At 29.9% G+C, this 14,994-nt stretch carries 17 protein-coding genes; 6 read left to right on the top strand and 11 right to left on the bottom strand.

Going from position 1 to position 14,994, the window contains the following annotated elements:
- Positions 1-169 precede the first annotated feature (169 nt).
- Together GQS57_RS15840 and GQS57_RS15845 are read left to right on the top strand one after the other, a co-directional pair.
- Complete coding sequence (locus tag GQS57_RS15840; protein WP_165733836.1) at positions 170-541, top strand: BlaI/MecI/CopY family transcriptional regulator; 372 nt, start codon at positions 170-172, stop codon at positions 539-541.
- Positions 538-2,031 carry a M56 family metallopeptidase gene (locus tag GQS57_RS15845; protein ID WP_165733837.1) on the top strand — a complete coding sequence of 498 codons (1,494 nt, stop codon included), beginning with the start codon at positions 538-540 and terminating at the stop codon, positions 2,029-2,031. The genes GQS57_RS15840 and GQS57_RS15845 overlap by 4 nt, the downstream gene beginning before the upstream one ends.
- A 304-nt stretch (positions 2,032-2,335) precedes the next feature.
- Here the strand turns inward: GQS57_RS15845 and GQS57_RS15850 are convergent, their stop codons facing one another.
- The 5 genes from GQS57_RS15850 to GQS57_RS15870 form a co-directional block, all read right to left on the bottom strand.
- Positions 2,336-2,932 carry an alkylphosphonate utilization protein gene (locus tag GQS57_RS15850; protein WP_165733838.1) on the bottom strand — a complete coding sequence of 199 codons (597 nt, stop codon included), beginning with the start codon at positions 2,930-2,932 and terminating at the stop codon, positions 2,336-2,338.
- A 369-nt stretch (positions 2,933-3,301) separates the two neighbouring features.
- Positions 3,302-4,924 (bottom strand): adenine deaminase, encoded by a 1,623-nt coding sequence (ade, locus tag GQS57_RS15855; protein ID WP_165733839.1) that lies wholly within the window; start codon positions 4,922-4,924, stop codon positions 3,302-3,304.
- 52 nt (positions 4,925-4,976) lie between these two features.
- Positions 4,977-5,525, bottom strand: a complete 549-nt coding sequence (locus tag GQS57_RS15860) for a 5-formyltetrahydrofolate cyclo-ligase (protein WP_165733840.1) — start codon at positions 5,523-5,525, stop codon at positions 4,977-4,979.
- Between the two features lie 21 nt (positions 5,526-5,546).
- On the bottom strand, positions 5,547-5,801 hold the full coding sequence (locus GQS57_RS15865; protein ID WP_205860282.1) for a DUF3781 domain-containing protein: 255 nt from the start codon (positions 5,799-5,801) through the stop codon (positions 5,547-5,549).
- Between the two features lie 12 nt (positions 5,802-5,813).
- Entirely contained in the window at positions 5,814-6,182 is a 369-nt protein-coding gene (locus tag GQS57_RS15870; protein WP_165733842.1) for an MmcQ/YjbR family DNA-binding protein, read from the bottom strand.
- Between the two features lie 75 nt (positions 6,183-6,257).
- On the opposite strand from GQS57_RS15870, the gene GQS57_RS15875 reads away from it, so the two are divergent.
- Positions 6,258-7,241, top strand: a complete 984-nt coding sequence (locus tag GQS57_RS15875) for a magnesium and cobalt transport protein CorA (protein ID WP_165733843.1) — start codon at positions 6,258-6,260, stop codon at positions 7,239-7,241.
- Between the two features lie 129 nt (positions 7,242-7,370).
- On the opposite strand, the gene GQS57_RS15880 is transcribed toward GQS57_RS15875, so the two are convergent.
- From GQS57_RS15880 to ruvC, 3 genes are all read right to left on the bottom strand, one after another.
- Complete coding sequence (locus GQS57_RS15880) at positions 7,371-8,120, bottom strand: cyclase family protein (RefSeq protein ID WP_165733844.1); 750 nt, start codon at positions 8,118-8,120, stop codon at positions 7,371-7,373.
- A gap of 108 nt (positions 8,121-8,228) precedes the next feature.
- The gene (hemW, locus tag GQS57_RS15885; protein WP_165733855.1) at positions 8,229-9,410 is read right to left on the bottom strand and encodes a radical SAM family heme chaperone HemW; all 1,182 of its coding nucleotides are present in this window, start codon (positions 9,408-9,410) and stop codon (positions 8,229-8,231) included.
- Positions 9,411-9,500: 90 nt separating this feature from the next.
- Complete coding sequence (gene ruvC / locus GQS57_RS15890; protein WP_165733845.1) at positions 9,501-10,055, bottom strand: crossover junction endodeoxyribonuclease RuvC; 555 nt, start codon at positions 10,053-10,055, stop codon at positions 9,501-9,503.
- A gap of 106 nt (positions 10,056-10,161) precedes the next feature.
- On the opposite strand from ruvC, the gene GQS57_RS15895 reads away from it, so the two are divergent.
- On the top strand, positions 10,162-11,079 hold the full coding sequence (locus GQS57_RS15895; protein ID WP_240915499.1) for a hypothetical protein: 918 nt from the start codon (positions 10,162-10,164) through the stop codon (positions 11,077-11,079).
- Positions 11,076-12,203 (top strand): glycosyltransferase, encoded by a 1,128-nt coding sequence (locus GQS57_RS15900; RefSeq protein WP_165733847.1) that lies wholly within the window; start codon positions 11,076-11,078, stop codon positions 12,201-12,203. Before GQS57_RS15895 ends, GQS57_RS15900 begins: the two co-directional genes overlap by 4 nt.
- A 161-nt stretch (positions 12,204-12,364) precedes the next feature.
- On the opposite strand, the gene GQS57_RS19160 is transcribed toward GQS57_RS15900, so the two are convergent.
- From GQS57_RS19160 to GQS57_RS15910, 3 genes are read right to left on the bottom strand one after another with little or no spacing between them, the layout of a single operon-like run.
- The gene (locus tag GQS57_RS19160) at positions 12,365-12,496 is read right to left on the bottom strand and encodes a hypothetical protein (protein ID WP_262887634.1); all 132 of its coding nucleotides are present in this window, start codon (positions 12,494-12,496) and stop codon (positions 12,365-12,367) included.
- A gap of 12 nt (positions 12,497-12,508) precedes the next feature.
- On the bottom strand, positions 12,509-13,180 hold the full coding sequence (mnmD, locus tag GQS57_RS15905; protein WP_165733848.1) for a tRNA (5-methylaminomethyl-2-thiouridine)(34)-methyltransferase MnmD: 672 nt from the start codon (positions 13,178-13,180) through the stop codon (positions 12,509-12,511).
- Positions 13,181-13,215: 35 nt separating this feature from the next.
- Complete coding sequence (locus tag GQS57_RS15910; RefSeq protein WP_165733849.1) at positions 13,216-13,722, bottom strand: DUF4920 domain-containing protein; 507 nt, start codon at positions 13,720-13,722, stop codon at positions 13,216-13,218.
- Between the two features lie 120 nt (positions 13,723-13,842).
- Here GQS57_RS15910 and GQS57_RS15915 point away from each other — a divergent pair, with 120 nt between their 5' ends.
- The gene (locus GQS57_RS15915; RefSeq protein ID WP_165733850.1) at positions 13,843-14,901 is read left to right on the top strand and encodes a branched-chain amino acid aminotransferase; all 1,059 of its coding nucleotides are present in this window, start codon (positions 13,843-13,845) and stop codon (positions 14,899-14,901) included.
- Positions 14,902-14,994: the final 93 nt, after the last annotated feature.

Consider the following 14,994-nt stretch of genomic DNA (forward strand, 5'->3'; position numbering starts at 1 on the left):
TGTAAATGTACTTGCCTACTTTAAGCAAAACTAGAAACCTTTTTATTACACACAAACCTCAAAGGTTTTTAAAACCTTTGAGGCTTACTACTTCATAAAAATTATTTTAACTCTACATTTGTAGAATACATTTTTTTGTTCTATGTTTGTAGAGTAAAAAGAAATAATTATGCAATTATCTAAAACCGAAGAACAATTAATGCAATATTTATGGAAACGTAAAAAAGCATTTTTAAAAGAATTGTTAGAAGATTTTCCAGAACCAAAACCAGCAACTACAACGGTTGCTACTTTATTAAAAAGAATTTCTGATAAAGGTTTTATCGATTATAAATTGTTTGGAAAATCGAGAGAATATTTTCCGATAATTAAAAAAACAGATTACTTCTCTAAACACGTAAACGGATTGATTAAAAATTTCTTTAACGATTCTGCTAGTCAGTTTGCATCTTTCTTTACAAAAGAAACCAACCTTTCTACAGAAGAATTAGAAGATTTAAAAAGAATAATTGACGGTCAAATTAAAAAGCAACAACAATGATCATTTATCTACTAAAATCGGCTAGTTGTTTAGCGTTATTACTTTTCTTTTATCATTTTATATTAGAAAAAGAAAAAATGCACACCTTTAATCGTTTTTACCTTTTAACAGGTGTTATTGTTTCTTTCTTGGTTCCATTAGCAACAATTACAGTTCAGGCTAAAAATGCTTTAGAAACCAGCGGAGCACCTATTTTTATAGGAAATACATCTTTAGCAGCAGTTCATGAAGGTTTTAATTACAGTCAGTTATTAATTGGTATTTATTTAATGATTTCAATCTTATTTTTAATTCGATTTGTAAAAAACTTTGCAAAGATTATTCAAAAAATAAGAACAAACGAAACTATAAAATATCAAAAAGCAATACTTGTATTGGTAAAGGATGAAATACTACCTCACACTTTCTGGAATTTCATTTTTATCAATAAAAAAGACTATACAGAAGGAAAAATTGAAGAAGAACTTTTTACACATGAACTAACGCATGTAACGCAAAAACACACCTTAGATGTTTTAATAATTGAATTACTTCAAATTATATTTTGGATAAACCCATTATTTATCTTCTTAAAAAAAGCAATACAATTAAATCACGAATTTTTAGCCGACCAAAAGGTTATTCATCAACATAATAACACTTTCCAATATCAGCACATTTTAGTGAACAAAGCTGCTTGGAACAACGAATATTACTTGGCCAGTAATTTGAATTATTCACTCACTAAAAAAAGATTAAAAATGATGACAAAACAAAGTTCACAAACAAAAATCTTGTTAAAAAAACTGGCGGTAATTCCGCTTTTAACCGGATTTATTTTCCTCTTTGCAAAAAGAGTTGAAGCACAAGAGAAACAAATATCTGTAAGTAAACACAACATTACAGTAGAAAGTAACTTTCCTACAACAGGTTTTAAAACCATAAAAGGAGAAAAGTATTTTTATGTTTTAAAAGATAAAAATTACAAATACTATAATAGAGCAGGAAAATTAACAGATCAAAACGGAGAAATAATTTCTTCTCAACAAGTAAATGCAGGCGATATTATAGCAGGACAATACATTACAAAAGTGTATGATAACGGCGAAATAGTTTCAGAATTTAAAGACAATACGCCTGATGCTTATAAAAACCTACAAAAAAATGTAAGTAGCGGAATTATTCCTCCGCCCCCAAACACGCCTAAACCTACTGTTAAAATAACAAACAAGAAAGACCCAACTTTTATAATGGATGGAAAGGTTGTAACCAAAGAAGAAATTAATAAAATAGACTCTGATAATATAGAAAGTGTAAACGTTATAAAAAAAGAAAACGGCAGTTCTAGTATTTCTATTAAAAAGAAAAAAGAACCTATCTATTACTTAGACGGAAAACTTATTTCTAAAGAAGAAATGAAAGAAGTAAAACCAGATACTATAGAAAGTGTGAATGTAGAAAAAAACAAAGATGGTTCTGGTACCATTTACATAACTAGTAAAAAAGGATAAACAGTAAAAAATAGTCATAAAAAAACCTCGAAAATTTCGAGGTTTTTTTATGTTTCTAAATAATGAAAAAATAAATTTAAACTATTTTTAGCTAGCAAACAATTGCGTTAGCGATTGAAACGGCATCCTTTTTTGAGGTACGAAAAAAAGATATAGTGTAAAGCGCGACCCGCAAGGGAACGCCCAATTAAAACTAGACCTTTATAATACCATTCCAAACTAAAAATGAAGATGCGTCTCTTTTAATTATGAGATTTCTCAATCGCTTAAAAAAGCTCATTTCGAAATGACAACGAACTAAAAACTACTCCTTTTCTGCCATTTTCTTCACGTAATCTGTAATAATTACAATTTGCGTTGGCCCAACTTTACCTTCTATATATTTTGCATTTTCATGATCTAAAGAAATTCTACGCACCGCAGTTCCTTGTTTTGCAACCATGCTAGATCCTTTTACTTTTAAATCTTTAATTAAAACCACAGAATCTCCGGCCTCTAAAATTGCACCGTTTGCATCTCTGTGAATAATCTTTTCGCTATCATCTAAATGATCTCCAGATTCTTTAGCAAAACGTAAATCGTCATCTTCTAAATACATCATGTCTAACAAATCTTGTGGCCAACCTTCTGCTCTTAAACGAGACAACATTCTCCACGCAACCACTTTTACACCTCTATATTCACTCCACATAGAGTCATTTAAACAACGCCAGTGATTTGCATCTGTTTCTTCTGGATTGTCTATTTGAGTAATACAAGTTTCACAAGCCAATACGCTACCATCTACTCCACCGCCACCAGTAATTGTTGGCTTTACATCATAAACTGATAAATTAGCTGTTGATGTACATAATTCGCATTTATTTCCACTTCTGTTTTCTAAATCTTGTTGTAAACTCATAATATATTTTTTGTTGTGCAAAAGTACATTTTTATATGAAAAATGCTAATTATTACCTAAAGAAGTACGTTAAAAATTAAGAATTTGATAAATTTTTAACGAGAAGCTATTTCCTGTGTGGAGTTTATCTTGAGCAAAGTCGAAAGGTACTCGCTTTTTTTACCCTAAAAAGGAATAAAAAAGAGCTCAAACAAATAGCATGTCTTGAGCGAAGTCGAAAGGTTCAATCAAGACTAGACTTGTTTGTAAACGTATTTCATTTACCAAACGATTTGTTACTTCTAAGAATAAGAAGTCGCATAATAGTAATAACCCAAAACTGAGCAACTTTATGAGATTTCTCCTATCGCAGAAAAGAAAAATTGAACGTTATTTAATTTCTAATGATGTAAATTTAAAAGTACTTCCATCAAACAAACCTTTATCAGATAGTTTTAAAGCCGGAATTACCAATAACGCCATAAAAGACAAACTCATATAAGGTGCGCGTAATTTGCTACCCATTTCTTTTGCCATTGTATCTAGTTCTGCATAGGCTTTACCGATAACCTCAGCAGGCTTGTCAGACATAATTCCGGCAACTGGTAACGAAACTATTTTTTCTTCCGTATCAGTTACAGCACAAACTCCACCTCTATTATCGATAATTAAGTTTACTGCTTTACAAATTGCTTCGTCCGATACACCAACTGCAATAATATTATGAGAATCGTGCCCAACAGAACTTGCAATGGCACCTTCTTTTAATCCGAAGTTTTTAATAAATGCAATTGCAGGTACGTCATTTTGATAACGATTTACAACGGTCATTTTTAAAACATCTGTTTTAGTGTTTGACACTAAATTCCCATCAACAATTAAAGAAGCTTCTTCAATTTGATTGGTCACTAATTCTCCGTCTAACGCTTCAATAACTCTAATTTTTTCTGATGAAGATTCGAATCTAAAATCAGTAACTTCTTTTTTATCCGTATTAAAATTATTCAACACTTCAAAAGGAACCGATTTAACAAAAGATTTGCCATTTTTAGCGACTAATTCTCCGTTTATATAGGTTTCTAAAACATTGAATTTCTCTAAACTATCGACCACAACAAAATCTGCATCATCTCCTTTTTGTAATAAACCAACATCTAAATTATAGTGTTTTACTGGGTTTATACAAGCTGCTTGTAACACTTTAAAAACATCAACTCCTTTAGCAACGGCTCTTTCACATAATTGATTTATATGCCCTAACAATAAATCGTCTGGATGTTTATCATCTGAACAAAACATCATATTCTCGAAATGTTCGGGTAATAAATCGATTAAAGCTTCGAAGTTTTTTGCCGCAGAACCTTCTCTAATAATTACTTTCATTCCTTTTTGTAGCTTCTCTAAAGCTTCATCAAAAGAAAAACATTCGTGATCAGTAGAAATTCCGGCTGCAATATATTTGGCAGCATCATCGCCTCTTAAACCTGGAGCGTGACCATCAACTGGTTTATTGTTATTTTTTGCATGTTGAATCTTTTTTAGTACTTCTTTATCACCAAACAAAACACCGGGATAATTCATCATTTCTGCTAGATATTTAATATCCGGATTTTCCATCATCAATTTAATATCATCAGCATCTATAATTGCTCCGGCACTTTCAAAAGACGTTGCTGGTACACAACTTGGTGCTCCAAAATTGAATTTTAACGGAACTTCCTTTCCGTTTTCAATCATAAAATCAACTCCTTTTACGCCTAAAACATTGGCAATTTCGTGCGGATCGGAAACCGTTGCAACTGTACCGTGTTTTACTGCAATTTTTGCAAATTCAGAAGGCACCAACATAGAGCTTTCTATGTGAATATGTGCATCTATAAAACCTGGTAAAATGTAGTTTTCTTGGTTGTGATTTACTTCTTTTACAGATAAAATTTTTCCGTTTACAACCTCAATTTCTCCTTTGTAAATTCTTTTATTCTGTATATCAACTATGTTTCCTTGTACAATCATTTGCTTTCTGTTTCTAAAACAAATTTACAAAGAATTAAAGGCGATTTAAAGTTTATTTGGGATAGATTACTTGATGTAACGGAATATCAAAATCGTTAGAATCTTCAATTTGATAAATAGGCTTAAAATAATTGAGTCCAATAAATTTTGCTTCTACTTTACAGTTCGATAAAAAACGATCGTAAAATCCTTTTCCGTAACCAACTCGGTAATTTAATTCATCAGAAATTAACAACGGAACAAAAATAAGATCTAGTTCTTTTTCATCTACTTGTTCTGCATTTACAGGTTCTGGAACACCGTATTTATTCTGTTCTAAAACCGTATCTTCTTCTAAATAGAAATGAGAAAGTGTATTGTTTTCTAAATCAGATTTACTAACCACAATTCGTTTTTTTATGCTTTTGAAGTAATTAATAATTGGTTGTGTATCTATTTCTTTAAACTTTGTAAGTGATAAAAATAGGTGTACATTTTTAACACCAACCATTTCTAAATCGTAAATTTGTTCGTAGATATTTTCTTGAAATTCCTCAATTTGAGTTTCAGTTAAATCGTTTCGTTTCTGTTTGTAAATCTTTCTAAGTTCTTGCTTTTTCATTATTGAAAAAATTACTATATTTTAAATTCTATCTACCGTAATAATTCTAAAAGTATTAGAATTTACAGTAATTCTAACATTATAATCTTTATTAGAAATATAAAAATTCTTTCCTTTTTTAAGATAGTTTTCTATAACTGTTTCTTCTAAAACCTTTCTGATAAATTGCTCAGTTTCATCCTTAGAAAAAGCTATTTTTAACTTTTTATTTATCCGTTGATATACCAATTCGGTGTAACAGTGTTTTTCTAAAATTTCTTTTTTCTTATTTTCCATCATTTTAGAAAGCTACAATTCTTCTAATTCTTTTTGAAGTTTTTTTGTTAATCCACTTACCACTAATTCGTAAGAATGATTAATAAATTCTTTTGCTAGAGCATCTGAAACATCACTAGAATTTAGCAAAACAGTATTCCAATGTTTTTTACTCATGTGATACCCTGCAGTAATCCCTTCATATTCTTCTCTTAATTCTATTGCTTTTTCTGGGTTGCATTTTAGGTTGATTTTAGCTTCTCCTTTCTCCCAAGAAGTTAAACCGGTTAGCAAAAACATTTTACCCATTACTTTAAAAACCAGTGTAACATCATCAAAAGGAAAATGTTCTGTTACTCCTTTTTTAGAAATGCAAAAATCTCTTAATTGTTCTATATGCATCCGCTCAATTATTAAAATAACCTTTATTATTAAGATTTAAAAAGTATCTTTATAAACCAAAATTACAACTTTTTTATGACTGAAAATGATTTTTTAGACAACACCTCCATAATTAGTTATTCTGCAAAGAATTATGAAAAAACAACTTATAACGCAATTTCAGAAATTATTTTTTCAGAAAACAAAACGAATACTAAATGGCTAAATACTTACGGTATAAGATTTCATGAGGCTTATAAAAAAGTAATTAACCAAAATAAATTAGACGATTTTTTAATAAAATTATTAGGAGATGAAGAGCACCCTAACAAAGTAATTTTATTAGATAATTTACTATTTATAACCACCAGAGTTTTAATTACTCAAAGTCAGAAATTAGATTCTGAACAAATGATTTTTATCGTTTCTTCAGACTTTTTATGGTCTATTCAAGAAAAACATGGAGATTATTTTGGCTGGATTCGTGAGCGTTTAGAAGGTAACAAAGGAATTGTTAGAAAGAAAAAAACAGACTATTTACTGTATTTAATATTAGAGTCTATAATTGATAACTACCAAGACACCTATGAAGCAAATGCAGATTTAAGCGCAGATAAACTAAATTCTACTCACATAAAGCCAACTCCAGAGTTTACTTCTTTAGTTGAAAAAAGGAAGCAAGAATTATTCAATTTTAAAAAAGCAACCTTAAGTTTAAGAGATACCATTATAAAATTAGAAAAAATAGAAATTAAAGATTTTAATGTAAAATACTTTAATGAGTTAAAAGAACAAACCAATAACCTAATTTCTAATATCGATTTTGAATTGCAAGAATTAGAAAGTAAAATAAACCTAATTTTCAGTATTCAAGGACATCGCTTAAATGAGGTAATGAAAACACTGACTATTTTGTCAGTAATCTTTATACCATTAACTTTTTTAGCAGGAATTTACGGAATGAACTTTGAAAACATTCCAGAATTAAAATCTAAATATGGTTATTTTATTTTATTGGGTGTTATGGCATTAGTTACCATAGTTTCTGTTTGGTATTTTAAACGTAAAAAGTGGTTTTAAGAAATAAGATTCTCATTCACAAACATGATGCACTAAATTTAACTTATTCTTTCTTTTTAACCAATTTAGCAAAAAAAAAGACCCTTCAGATTTTAAAAACCTGAAGGGTCCAATAATTTTAAATGTTATCTACTTTATAATCTTATACAAAACAGGCTTACTTGGCGTTGCATCATTTTCAAAAGGTGCAATCATTAAGTTTAATAAATACTCACCGTCTTCTATAGTATTTGGCACATATATAAATTCTGTAATGGTTGCATCCATTCTTAATTCACCACCAGTATTCCAAAAAGCGTTGTGAGATAAAAGCTTACCATCATCTCTCTCCTTATCTACAGAAGGTAAATCAATTAACAAGTGTTTTATTCCTTTTTCTTTTAAATAAATTGCAGCTTTTTCAGATAAATAAGTTGGATTCGTATTAAAGTATTTCATACTCTTTTTTTCCTCTAAATTAGGTAAAGTACGAATTACAATAGCATCACGTTTCTTATTTCGTAAAGCATGTTTTAATTGCTTCACTCCAATTAAAAAATCTCCATTATGAAACAAAGGAGCAATAGTAACTACTTCTGCTAAAAAAATAAAATATTTTAAATGTTGATTCACAGAGTGTACTTCTTTGGTAATATGCCCAACACATTCTGTATGAGTTATGTGAGAATGCGGATTAAATTTAATGCTATTAAAGTTAACCACAGCACCATTTGCAACACTTACTTCATAATCATCAAATTTTTCTACTTCAATCTTAGGGTCATCAATTCCCCAAGCATTAACTTTCCCTTTATTCATATCAATAGGAATTGAAATATCTAAAGGTTCTGAAACGTTTATTTCTATTTTTCTTGAATTGTACTCTATTACCGCTTTCATATTTTTGTCGACCTTATTTGCGTAATTTTTAGTTTTTACTTCAAACTCAAATATAAGTTTTCTTTCTTTATGTTAGATGTAATCTAAACATTTAACATTAATAAAAAACTAATTGACCATAAATAAATCTGAAGAAATTCCGTCTGATAAAAACTTTCCTTTTGGCGTAGTTCTTAAAACTCGATCTTCAATGATCAATAATTCTTGTTCTAAATGTTTTTTAGCTTGTTTTTCTAAATACGTTACATATTTATCACCAAAATCTTTTTCTATTTTTTCTATAGACACTCCCCAAATAGTTCTTAAACCTGTCATAATATATTCATTATAACCATCTGTTTTTGTGAGTGTTTCTCTTTCTATAGGAAGTGTATTTTCTTGAATAGCTTTTATATATTTTACATTATTTCTCACATTCCAACTACGTTGGATTCCATTAAACGAATGTGCCGAAGGACCAATACCTAAATAGGGTTTCCCTAACCAATAAGAAGAATTATTCTGACTAAAAAAACCTTCTTTTCCGAAGTTAGACAACTCGTAATGCACAAAATCTACTTTCTTTAATTCTTCAATTAAAATATGGAATTGCTCCTCTGCTTTTTCATCATCTACATTTTTAATTTTTCCTTTTTTAATTAATGTTGCTAATGCTGTTTTTGGCTCAACCGTTAAAGCATAACTAGATATATGTGGAATTCCGAAACTCAGTGCTGTTTTTATATTATCTCTCCACTCCTCATTTGTACAATCTGGAATTCCGTAAATTAGATCGACAGAAATATTACTAAAGTGGCGAATCGCCACAGATAGACAATTTTTAGCTTCATCTGAATTATGCGCACGGTTCATGAGTTTTAAATCTTTCTCAAAAAACGATTGCACGCCAATACTTAATCTATTGATAGGTGTTTTAGATAATTCTATTATTTTTTCTTCGGATAAATCATCCGGATTTGCCTCTAACGTTATTTCTGGATTCTCAATTACTGTATGATTTTTATAAACAGCATCAATCAATACTTGAATTTCATCAACAGTTAAAACAGATGGTGTTCCACCTCCAAAATAAATAGATTCTATAGTCGTGTTTTGCAATTCGTCTTTTCTAATCTCTATCTCTTTTACAAGTGATAAAATCATATCTTCTTTTTTCTTCATCGAAGTAGAAAAATGAAAATCGCAGTAAAAACATGCTTGTTTACAGAATGGAATGTGAATGTATATAGCCCCTCCTAACCTCCCCGAAGGGGAGGGATTCTCACTGTTGTGAAAATGTTCTTTATTCATAAAATTTTCTATTTCTGTATTTTTCACTAAAACCGATTGTAAAACTAATTTTTTACTTTGAAAACTGCAACTAGTACTGAAAACTAAACATTATTTCTTAACGCGTTTCTCATTCTGTTTTACAAAACTCGCCCAACCTGTATAATTCTTTCCACCAACTACTTTTCTTGAATTGTAGAAATGACAAACTGCAGCTGCTAAACCATCTGTTGCATCTAGGTTTTTAGGCAAAGTTTTTAAGTTTAAAAGTGATTTTAACATCAAAGCAACTTGTTCTTTACTAGCGCTTCCACTTCCGGTAACTGCCATTTTGATTTTCTTTGGCAAATATTCTGTAATCGGAATTTCACGAGATAAACCTGCTGCCATTGCAACACCTTGTGCTCTACCTAACTTTAACATCGATTGTACATTCTTACCAAAAAACGGAGCTTCAATTGCAATTTCATCTGGATGATACGTATCAATTAACTCAATTGTACGTTCAAAAATAAGTTTTAATTTCAGGTAATGGTCGTCGTATTTTTTGAGGATTAATTCATTCATTTGAATAAATTCCATCTTTTTACCAACAATTTTTATCACCCCAAAACCCATAATTGTGGTTCCAGGGTCAATGCCTAAAATAATTTTTTCTATCGCCAAAGTGGTAGATTGTTTTTGTTTTTATCACCAAACTTACAGATGATTATTTGTTACTTTGCAAACCATGTATAATTCGCTTTCATACAAATCTAAACAATTCTTTTGGTTGATAATAAAACTATCGATTGTAATTGGCTGCGGATATTTTATTTACACAAAACTAATTGATAACGAGCAGCTAAAATTTACTGTATTTTATAAAAAATTAATAGAAAATGATGTTTTTTCCATCAAAAACATATTTTTTCTATCTCTTTTTACTTTTTTAAATTGGTTTTTAGAAGTTTTAAAATGGAAATCTCTTGTCGGTTTTGTAAAACAAATCTCTTTTATTGAGGCCACAAAGCAATCCTTAGCCTCATTAACAACTTCTTTAATTACACCCAACAGAATTGGAGAATACGGCGCAAAAGCACTGTATTTTGAAAAGAAATATAGAAAACAAATTTTAGGTTTAAATTTAGTGGGAAACTTTTATCAAATGCTTATGACCTTACTTTTTGGAAGTTTCGGTTTCTCTTATTTTGTTCTAAGTCATAAAATTGATGTTGATCTATATCAAATTTTAAAAGTTTTACTTTTATTGTTTATTCTAATTCTTGTCTTATTTTTTCTGATTAAAAAACTTAATTTTAAAGGTTTTACTTTTGAAAAAGTAAGGAATTTTATACAAAACATACCTTTAGCGCTAAATATAAAAGTTGCTGTTTTATCAATGTTTAGATTCTTGGTTTTCTCGCATCAGTTTTACTTTTTATTGCTCATTTTTAACGTTGATATTTCTTATGTTGATGCAATTTCAGGAATCACCTCTATCTACTTAATTGCTTCTACAATACCAATGTTATCATTATTTGATGTGGTTTTAAAAGGTTCAGTTGCTATTTGGGTGTTTTCGTTTTTCAACATAGAAACTCTTATCATTCTATCTACAACCACTTTAATGTGGATTTTAAATTTTGTATTACCTGCAATTATTGGTAGTTATTTTGTGTTAACTTTTAAGCCTAATTTTACAAAATGATTTGGTTACTCATTTTTATATTTACTTTTTACGCTACTCTAATTGTTTGGCTAACAATTGGCTTTAAAAAAGTGAAAGAATTTAAAGGAGTAGCAAAACACCATAAAACCTCATTTTCTGTAATTATTCCTTTTAGAAATGAAGCTGAAAAATTACCTATTTTATTGAAATCTATTGCTGAGTTAAATTACCCAAAAGAATTGGTAGAATTTATTTTGGTTGACGATGCCTCCACGGATGGTTCTGTTGAAATTATTAACAAGTTTATAAATAAACCTCAAAGATTTTTAAAACCTTTGAGGTTTTGCGTCATAAAAAACATAAGAACCTCAAAATCACCAAAAAAAGACGCCATTACAACAGCTATTTCTGAGGCAAAAAACAATTGGATTGTTACTTCAGATGCAGATTGTATTTTACCTGAAAATTGGTTAAAAAGCTTAGATAGTTTTATTCAGAATAATAATGCAAAAATGGTAGTTGCTCCTGTAAACTACAAAGCTGAAAACAACTTTTTAGAACAGTTTCAATTATTAGATTTTATGAGCATGCAAGGAACTACTATTGGTAGTTTTGGAATGGATTTCCCTTTTTTATGTAATGGCGCAAACTTTGCTTATAAAAAAGATGCTTTTCTACAACTAAACGGTTTTGAAGGCAACAACAATATTGCCAGTGGAGATGATGTTTTTCTGTTTGAAAAATTTATAATTGCTGATAAAAAAAGTGTTTTTTATTTAAAATCAGAAGAAGCTATTGTTACTACATTTCCCGTAAAAACGTGGAGTGATTTAGTAAACCAAAGAACACGTTGGGCTGCAAAAACTGGTAATTTTAGTTCTTTAAAGGTAAAGTTAATTGGCTTATTAGTTTTGCTCACCAACTTTGTTGTTGTTTACTATTTATTGCTTGGAAGCTTAAAAATGCTTTTTATTCCTTTTGTCTTAAAAGTAATTATTGATTTGTTTTTATTCTTGCCTACAATTCAGTTTTTTAAACAGGAAAAACACTTTTATAAATGGTATCTTTTTGCAAGCTTCTTGTATCCTTTTTTTAGCCTTCTCGTTATTTTTAAATCGCTCTTTTTTAAATACAAATGGAAAGGAAGACGTTTTAAAAAGTAACTTCTACTTTAGGTAAATGAATACTTATTGCAAACAAGTTTAGCCCTGATTGCAGCAATTGTCTGAGCTCTTTTTTATCCTTTTTCAGGATAAAAAAAGCGAGTGTCTTTCGACTTCGCTCTAGATAAACTCCTAACAGGAAATAGCTTCTAAAAAAACTTTTAAAATAAAGCTTTCATAATATCTTCGGCTTTAAACCAAAGAATTAAAACGAAAGCTAAAACAGCAATTAAAAAAAGTCCTTTTGTAGGTTTTGATTGCTTCTGTCTTCCAAATTTTCTTTTGAATTCCATCTTAATATTTTTTTACTCGTTCGTTTTTGTAGTTATTTTAGTTGCTCTTAACATTTCCCTTTTTCCTGGAGGTCCAGGCAAACGCTCTACTGTTAAACCAACTTCTTGCATAGCTCTTCTAACGCTTCCTTTTGCCGAATAAGTTACTAAAATTCCGTTTTCTTTTAGTGCATCAAACATTTTACGGAAAATTTCTACCGTCCATAACTGAGGTTGAACACGAGCACCAAAAGCATCGAAATAAATTAAATTAAACGCATCTTTATCTTCGATATCTTCAAAAAATTGTTTTCTTTTTGTTAACGAAAAACGGTCAGAAATCTGATGCTTTTCTTCCCAAGAAACAGCGTGCATTTTATCAAACAAAGCACTTTCTTTTTCTGCCTTTAAAACAGAAATAAAATTCATATTCTCTACTTCTTCTGCAGTAACAGGATATGCTTCTACACCAACATAGTTTATATTTCTTTTTGCTTCTAAATAAGTAATAAAACAGTTTAAACCTGTACCAAAACCAATCTCTAAAATAGATACTTCTTCTGCCGCAACTAACTTTAATCCGCTATTAATAAAAACATGGTAAGACTCGTTAATGGAACCATTTTTAGAATGATATTGTTCATTTAAATCAGGTAAATTAATGGTTGTAGAACCATCAGAAGTTATTAGAATTTCTCTTTTCAAAATATGTAGACTTATTACTTATTATAACTAAATTTTTATCTTCTCATTAAAACACCATCCGCCTCAAAAGTAAATTCTTTTTTAGGCTCGGTAATTTGTGCTATTTCTTCTTTGGTTTTCCCTGCATCTTCTGCATAATGTTGCAATTCTTCTACAGATGTTTCTTGTACAAACGCTTTACCATTTAATACCACTTCTTTTCCTTGAGAATCTAAAGGCATAAAAAAACCATAGTCTTTAAAATGAACCATCGTTTCTGTTTCTTCGCTTAAAGGCAACTTCATCCAACATCCTTTTTTAGAACAAACTTCTTTTACACTAGATGCAAATTTTACATTAATAGTATCACCTGTTTTCATGGTTTTAAATTCAGCTAATAACTCTTCTGAAGTAATTGCATTATCTAATTCAATTTTTTCTCCGAAAGATTCATAAACCACTTCTTGTTTTGGTTCTGATGTTTCATTGGTTGCTTTCTTGCCTTCTTTACATGCCGTAAAACCAAATAAAATAACCAAACAAAAGGATATTACATATTTCATATTTTCTAAATTTAGTGAGTATCGAACAAAAGTACATATTTTAATGAGTAAAAGCAATGATTAGTTATATCGACCGATGAATATTTTATGTACATTTGTCCAATAATTCAATCAAAAAGAATGAAATCTGATATAGAAATTCAACGTATAGAAAAATCGAAGATCGATTCTGTAGATTTTAACAATCTACCATTTGGTAGTGTATATTCTGACCACATGTTAGAGTGTGATTTTATAGATGGCGAGTGGCAAACACCTGTTATTAAACCTTATGCACCTATCTCATTAGACCCAGCTGCAAAGATTTTCCACTACGGACAATCTATTTTTGAAGGTATGAAAGCCTACAAAGATGCAGATGATAATACCATGTTATTTAGACCTTTAGAAAACTGGAAACGTTTAAATAAATCTGCAGAACGTTTGGTTATTCCAGCAGTCCCTGAAGATGTATTTATGGAAGGTTTAAAGAAGTTATTAGAAGTTGATAATAAATGGATTCCTACAAACGAAGGAAGCTCTTTATATATTAGACCTTTTATGTTTGCTTCTGGAATAGGATTTCACGCTTCTCCGGCAGATGCTTATAAATTTATAATTTGTACAGCTCCTTCTGGCGCGTATTTTTCTGGTAAAGTAAAAGTTTTAATTGAAGAAAAATATGCTCGTGCTGCAAATGGTGGTGTTGGTTTTGCGAAAGCTGGTGGTAATTATGCTGCTCAGTTTTACCCTACACAATTAGCAATAGACAAAGGATACAATCAAGTTATTTGGACGGATGATAATACCCACGAATATATTGAGGAAGCTGGTGCAATGAATATTTTCATTAGAATTAATGACACCTTAATTACAAGTCCTACAAGTGATAGAATCTTAGACGGAATTACACGTAAAAGTGTTATTCAGATTGCAGAGGATATGAATATTGATGTAGAAGTTAGAAAAATTACAGTTTCTGAAGTAATTGCTGCTGCACAAAGCGGTAGTTTAAAAGAAATGTTTGGAGCAGGAACTGCTGCAGTAATTTCTCCTATTGCAGGTTTTGGATACCAAGGTTCTGATTATGATTTACCTGAATTAGAAACTCCTTTTGCAGGAATTCTAAAGAAAGCAATTACTGATATACAAACAAACCAAGCCGAAGACCCTTACGGATGGAGAGTAATTATTAAGTAAACAATTTACAGTTAAAATATATTATTGAGTTAGTCATTTAGTTTCCGTATCTTATAGCTTTAAAACATTGATATATGGATAATTTTGAAGGTC

It is taken from the genome of Polaribacter sp. 20A6 (genome assembly GCF_011378915.1).
GTDB lineage: Bacteria > Bacteroidota > Bacteroidia > Flavobacteriales > Flavobacteriaceae > Polaribacter > Polaribacter sejongensis.

Excerpts from the sequence above, each read along its gene's own strand:
- GQS57_RS15850 (WP_165733838.1), bottom strand. The coding sequence starts at position 2,932 with ATGAGTTTACAACAAGATTTAGAAAACAGAAGTGGAAATAAATGCGAA.
- GQS57_RS15860 (WP_165733840.1), bottom strand. The coding sequence starts at position 5,525 with ATGAAAAAGCAAGAACTTAGAAAGATTTACAAACAGAAACGAAACGAT.
- GQS57_RS15870 (WP_165733842.1), bottom strand. The coding sequence starts at position 6,182 with ATGCATATAGAACAATTAAGAGATTTTTGCATTTCTAAAAAAGGAGTA.
- GQS57_RS15880 (WP_165733844.1), bottom strand. The coding sequence starts at position 8,120 with ATGAAAGCGGTAATAGAGTACAATTCAAGAAAAATAGAAATAAACGTT.
- GQS57_RS19160 (WP_262887634.1), bottom strand. The coding sequence starts at position 12,496 with ATGGAATTCAAAAGAAAATTTGGAAGACAGAAGCAATCAAAACCTACA.
- GQS57_RS15915 (WP_165733850.1), top strand. The coding sequence starts at position 13,843 with ATGAAATCTGATATAGAAATTCAACGTATAGAAAAATCGAAGATCGAT.
- GQS57_RS15845 (WP_165733837.1), top strand. The coding sequence starts at position 538 with ATGATCATTTATCTACTAAAATCGGCTAGTTGTTTAGCGTTATTACTT.
- GQS57_RS15840 (WP_165733836.1), top strand. The coding sequence starts at position 170 with ATGCAATTATCTAAAACCGAAGAACAATTAATGCAATATTTATGGAAA.
- GQS57_RS15875 (WP_165733843.1), top strand. The coding sequence starts at position 6,258 with ATGACTGAAAATGATTTTTTAGACAACACCTCCATAATTAGTTATTCT.
- hemW (WP_165733855.1), bottom strand. The coding sequence starts at position 9,410 with ATGAATAAAGAACATTTTCACAACAGTGAGAATCCCTCCCCTTCGGGG.
- ade (WP_165733839.1), bottom strand. The coding sequence starts at position 4,924 with ATGATTGTACAAGGAAACATAGTTGATATACAGAATAAAAGAATTTAC.
- GQS57_RS15865 (WP_205860282.1), bottom strand. The coding sequence starts at position 5,801 with ATGGAAAATAAGAAAAAAGAAATTTTAGAAAAACACTGTTACACCGAA.
- GQS57_RS15910 (WP_165733849.1), bottom strand. The coding sequence starts at position 13,722 with ATGAAATATGTAATATCCTTTTGTTTGGTTATTTTATTTGGTTTTACG.
- GQS57_RS15900 (WP_165733847.1), top strand. The coding sequence starts at position 11,076 with ATGATTTGGTTACTCATTTTTATATTTACTTTTTACGCTACTCTAATT.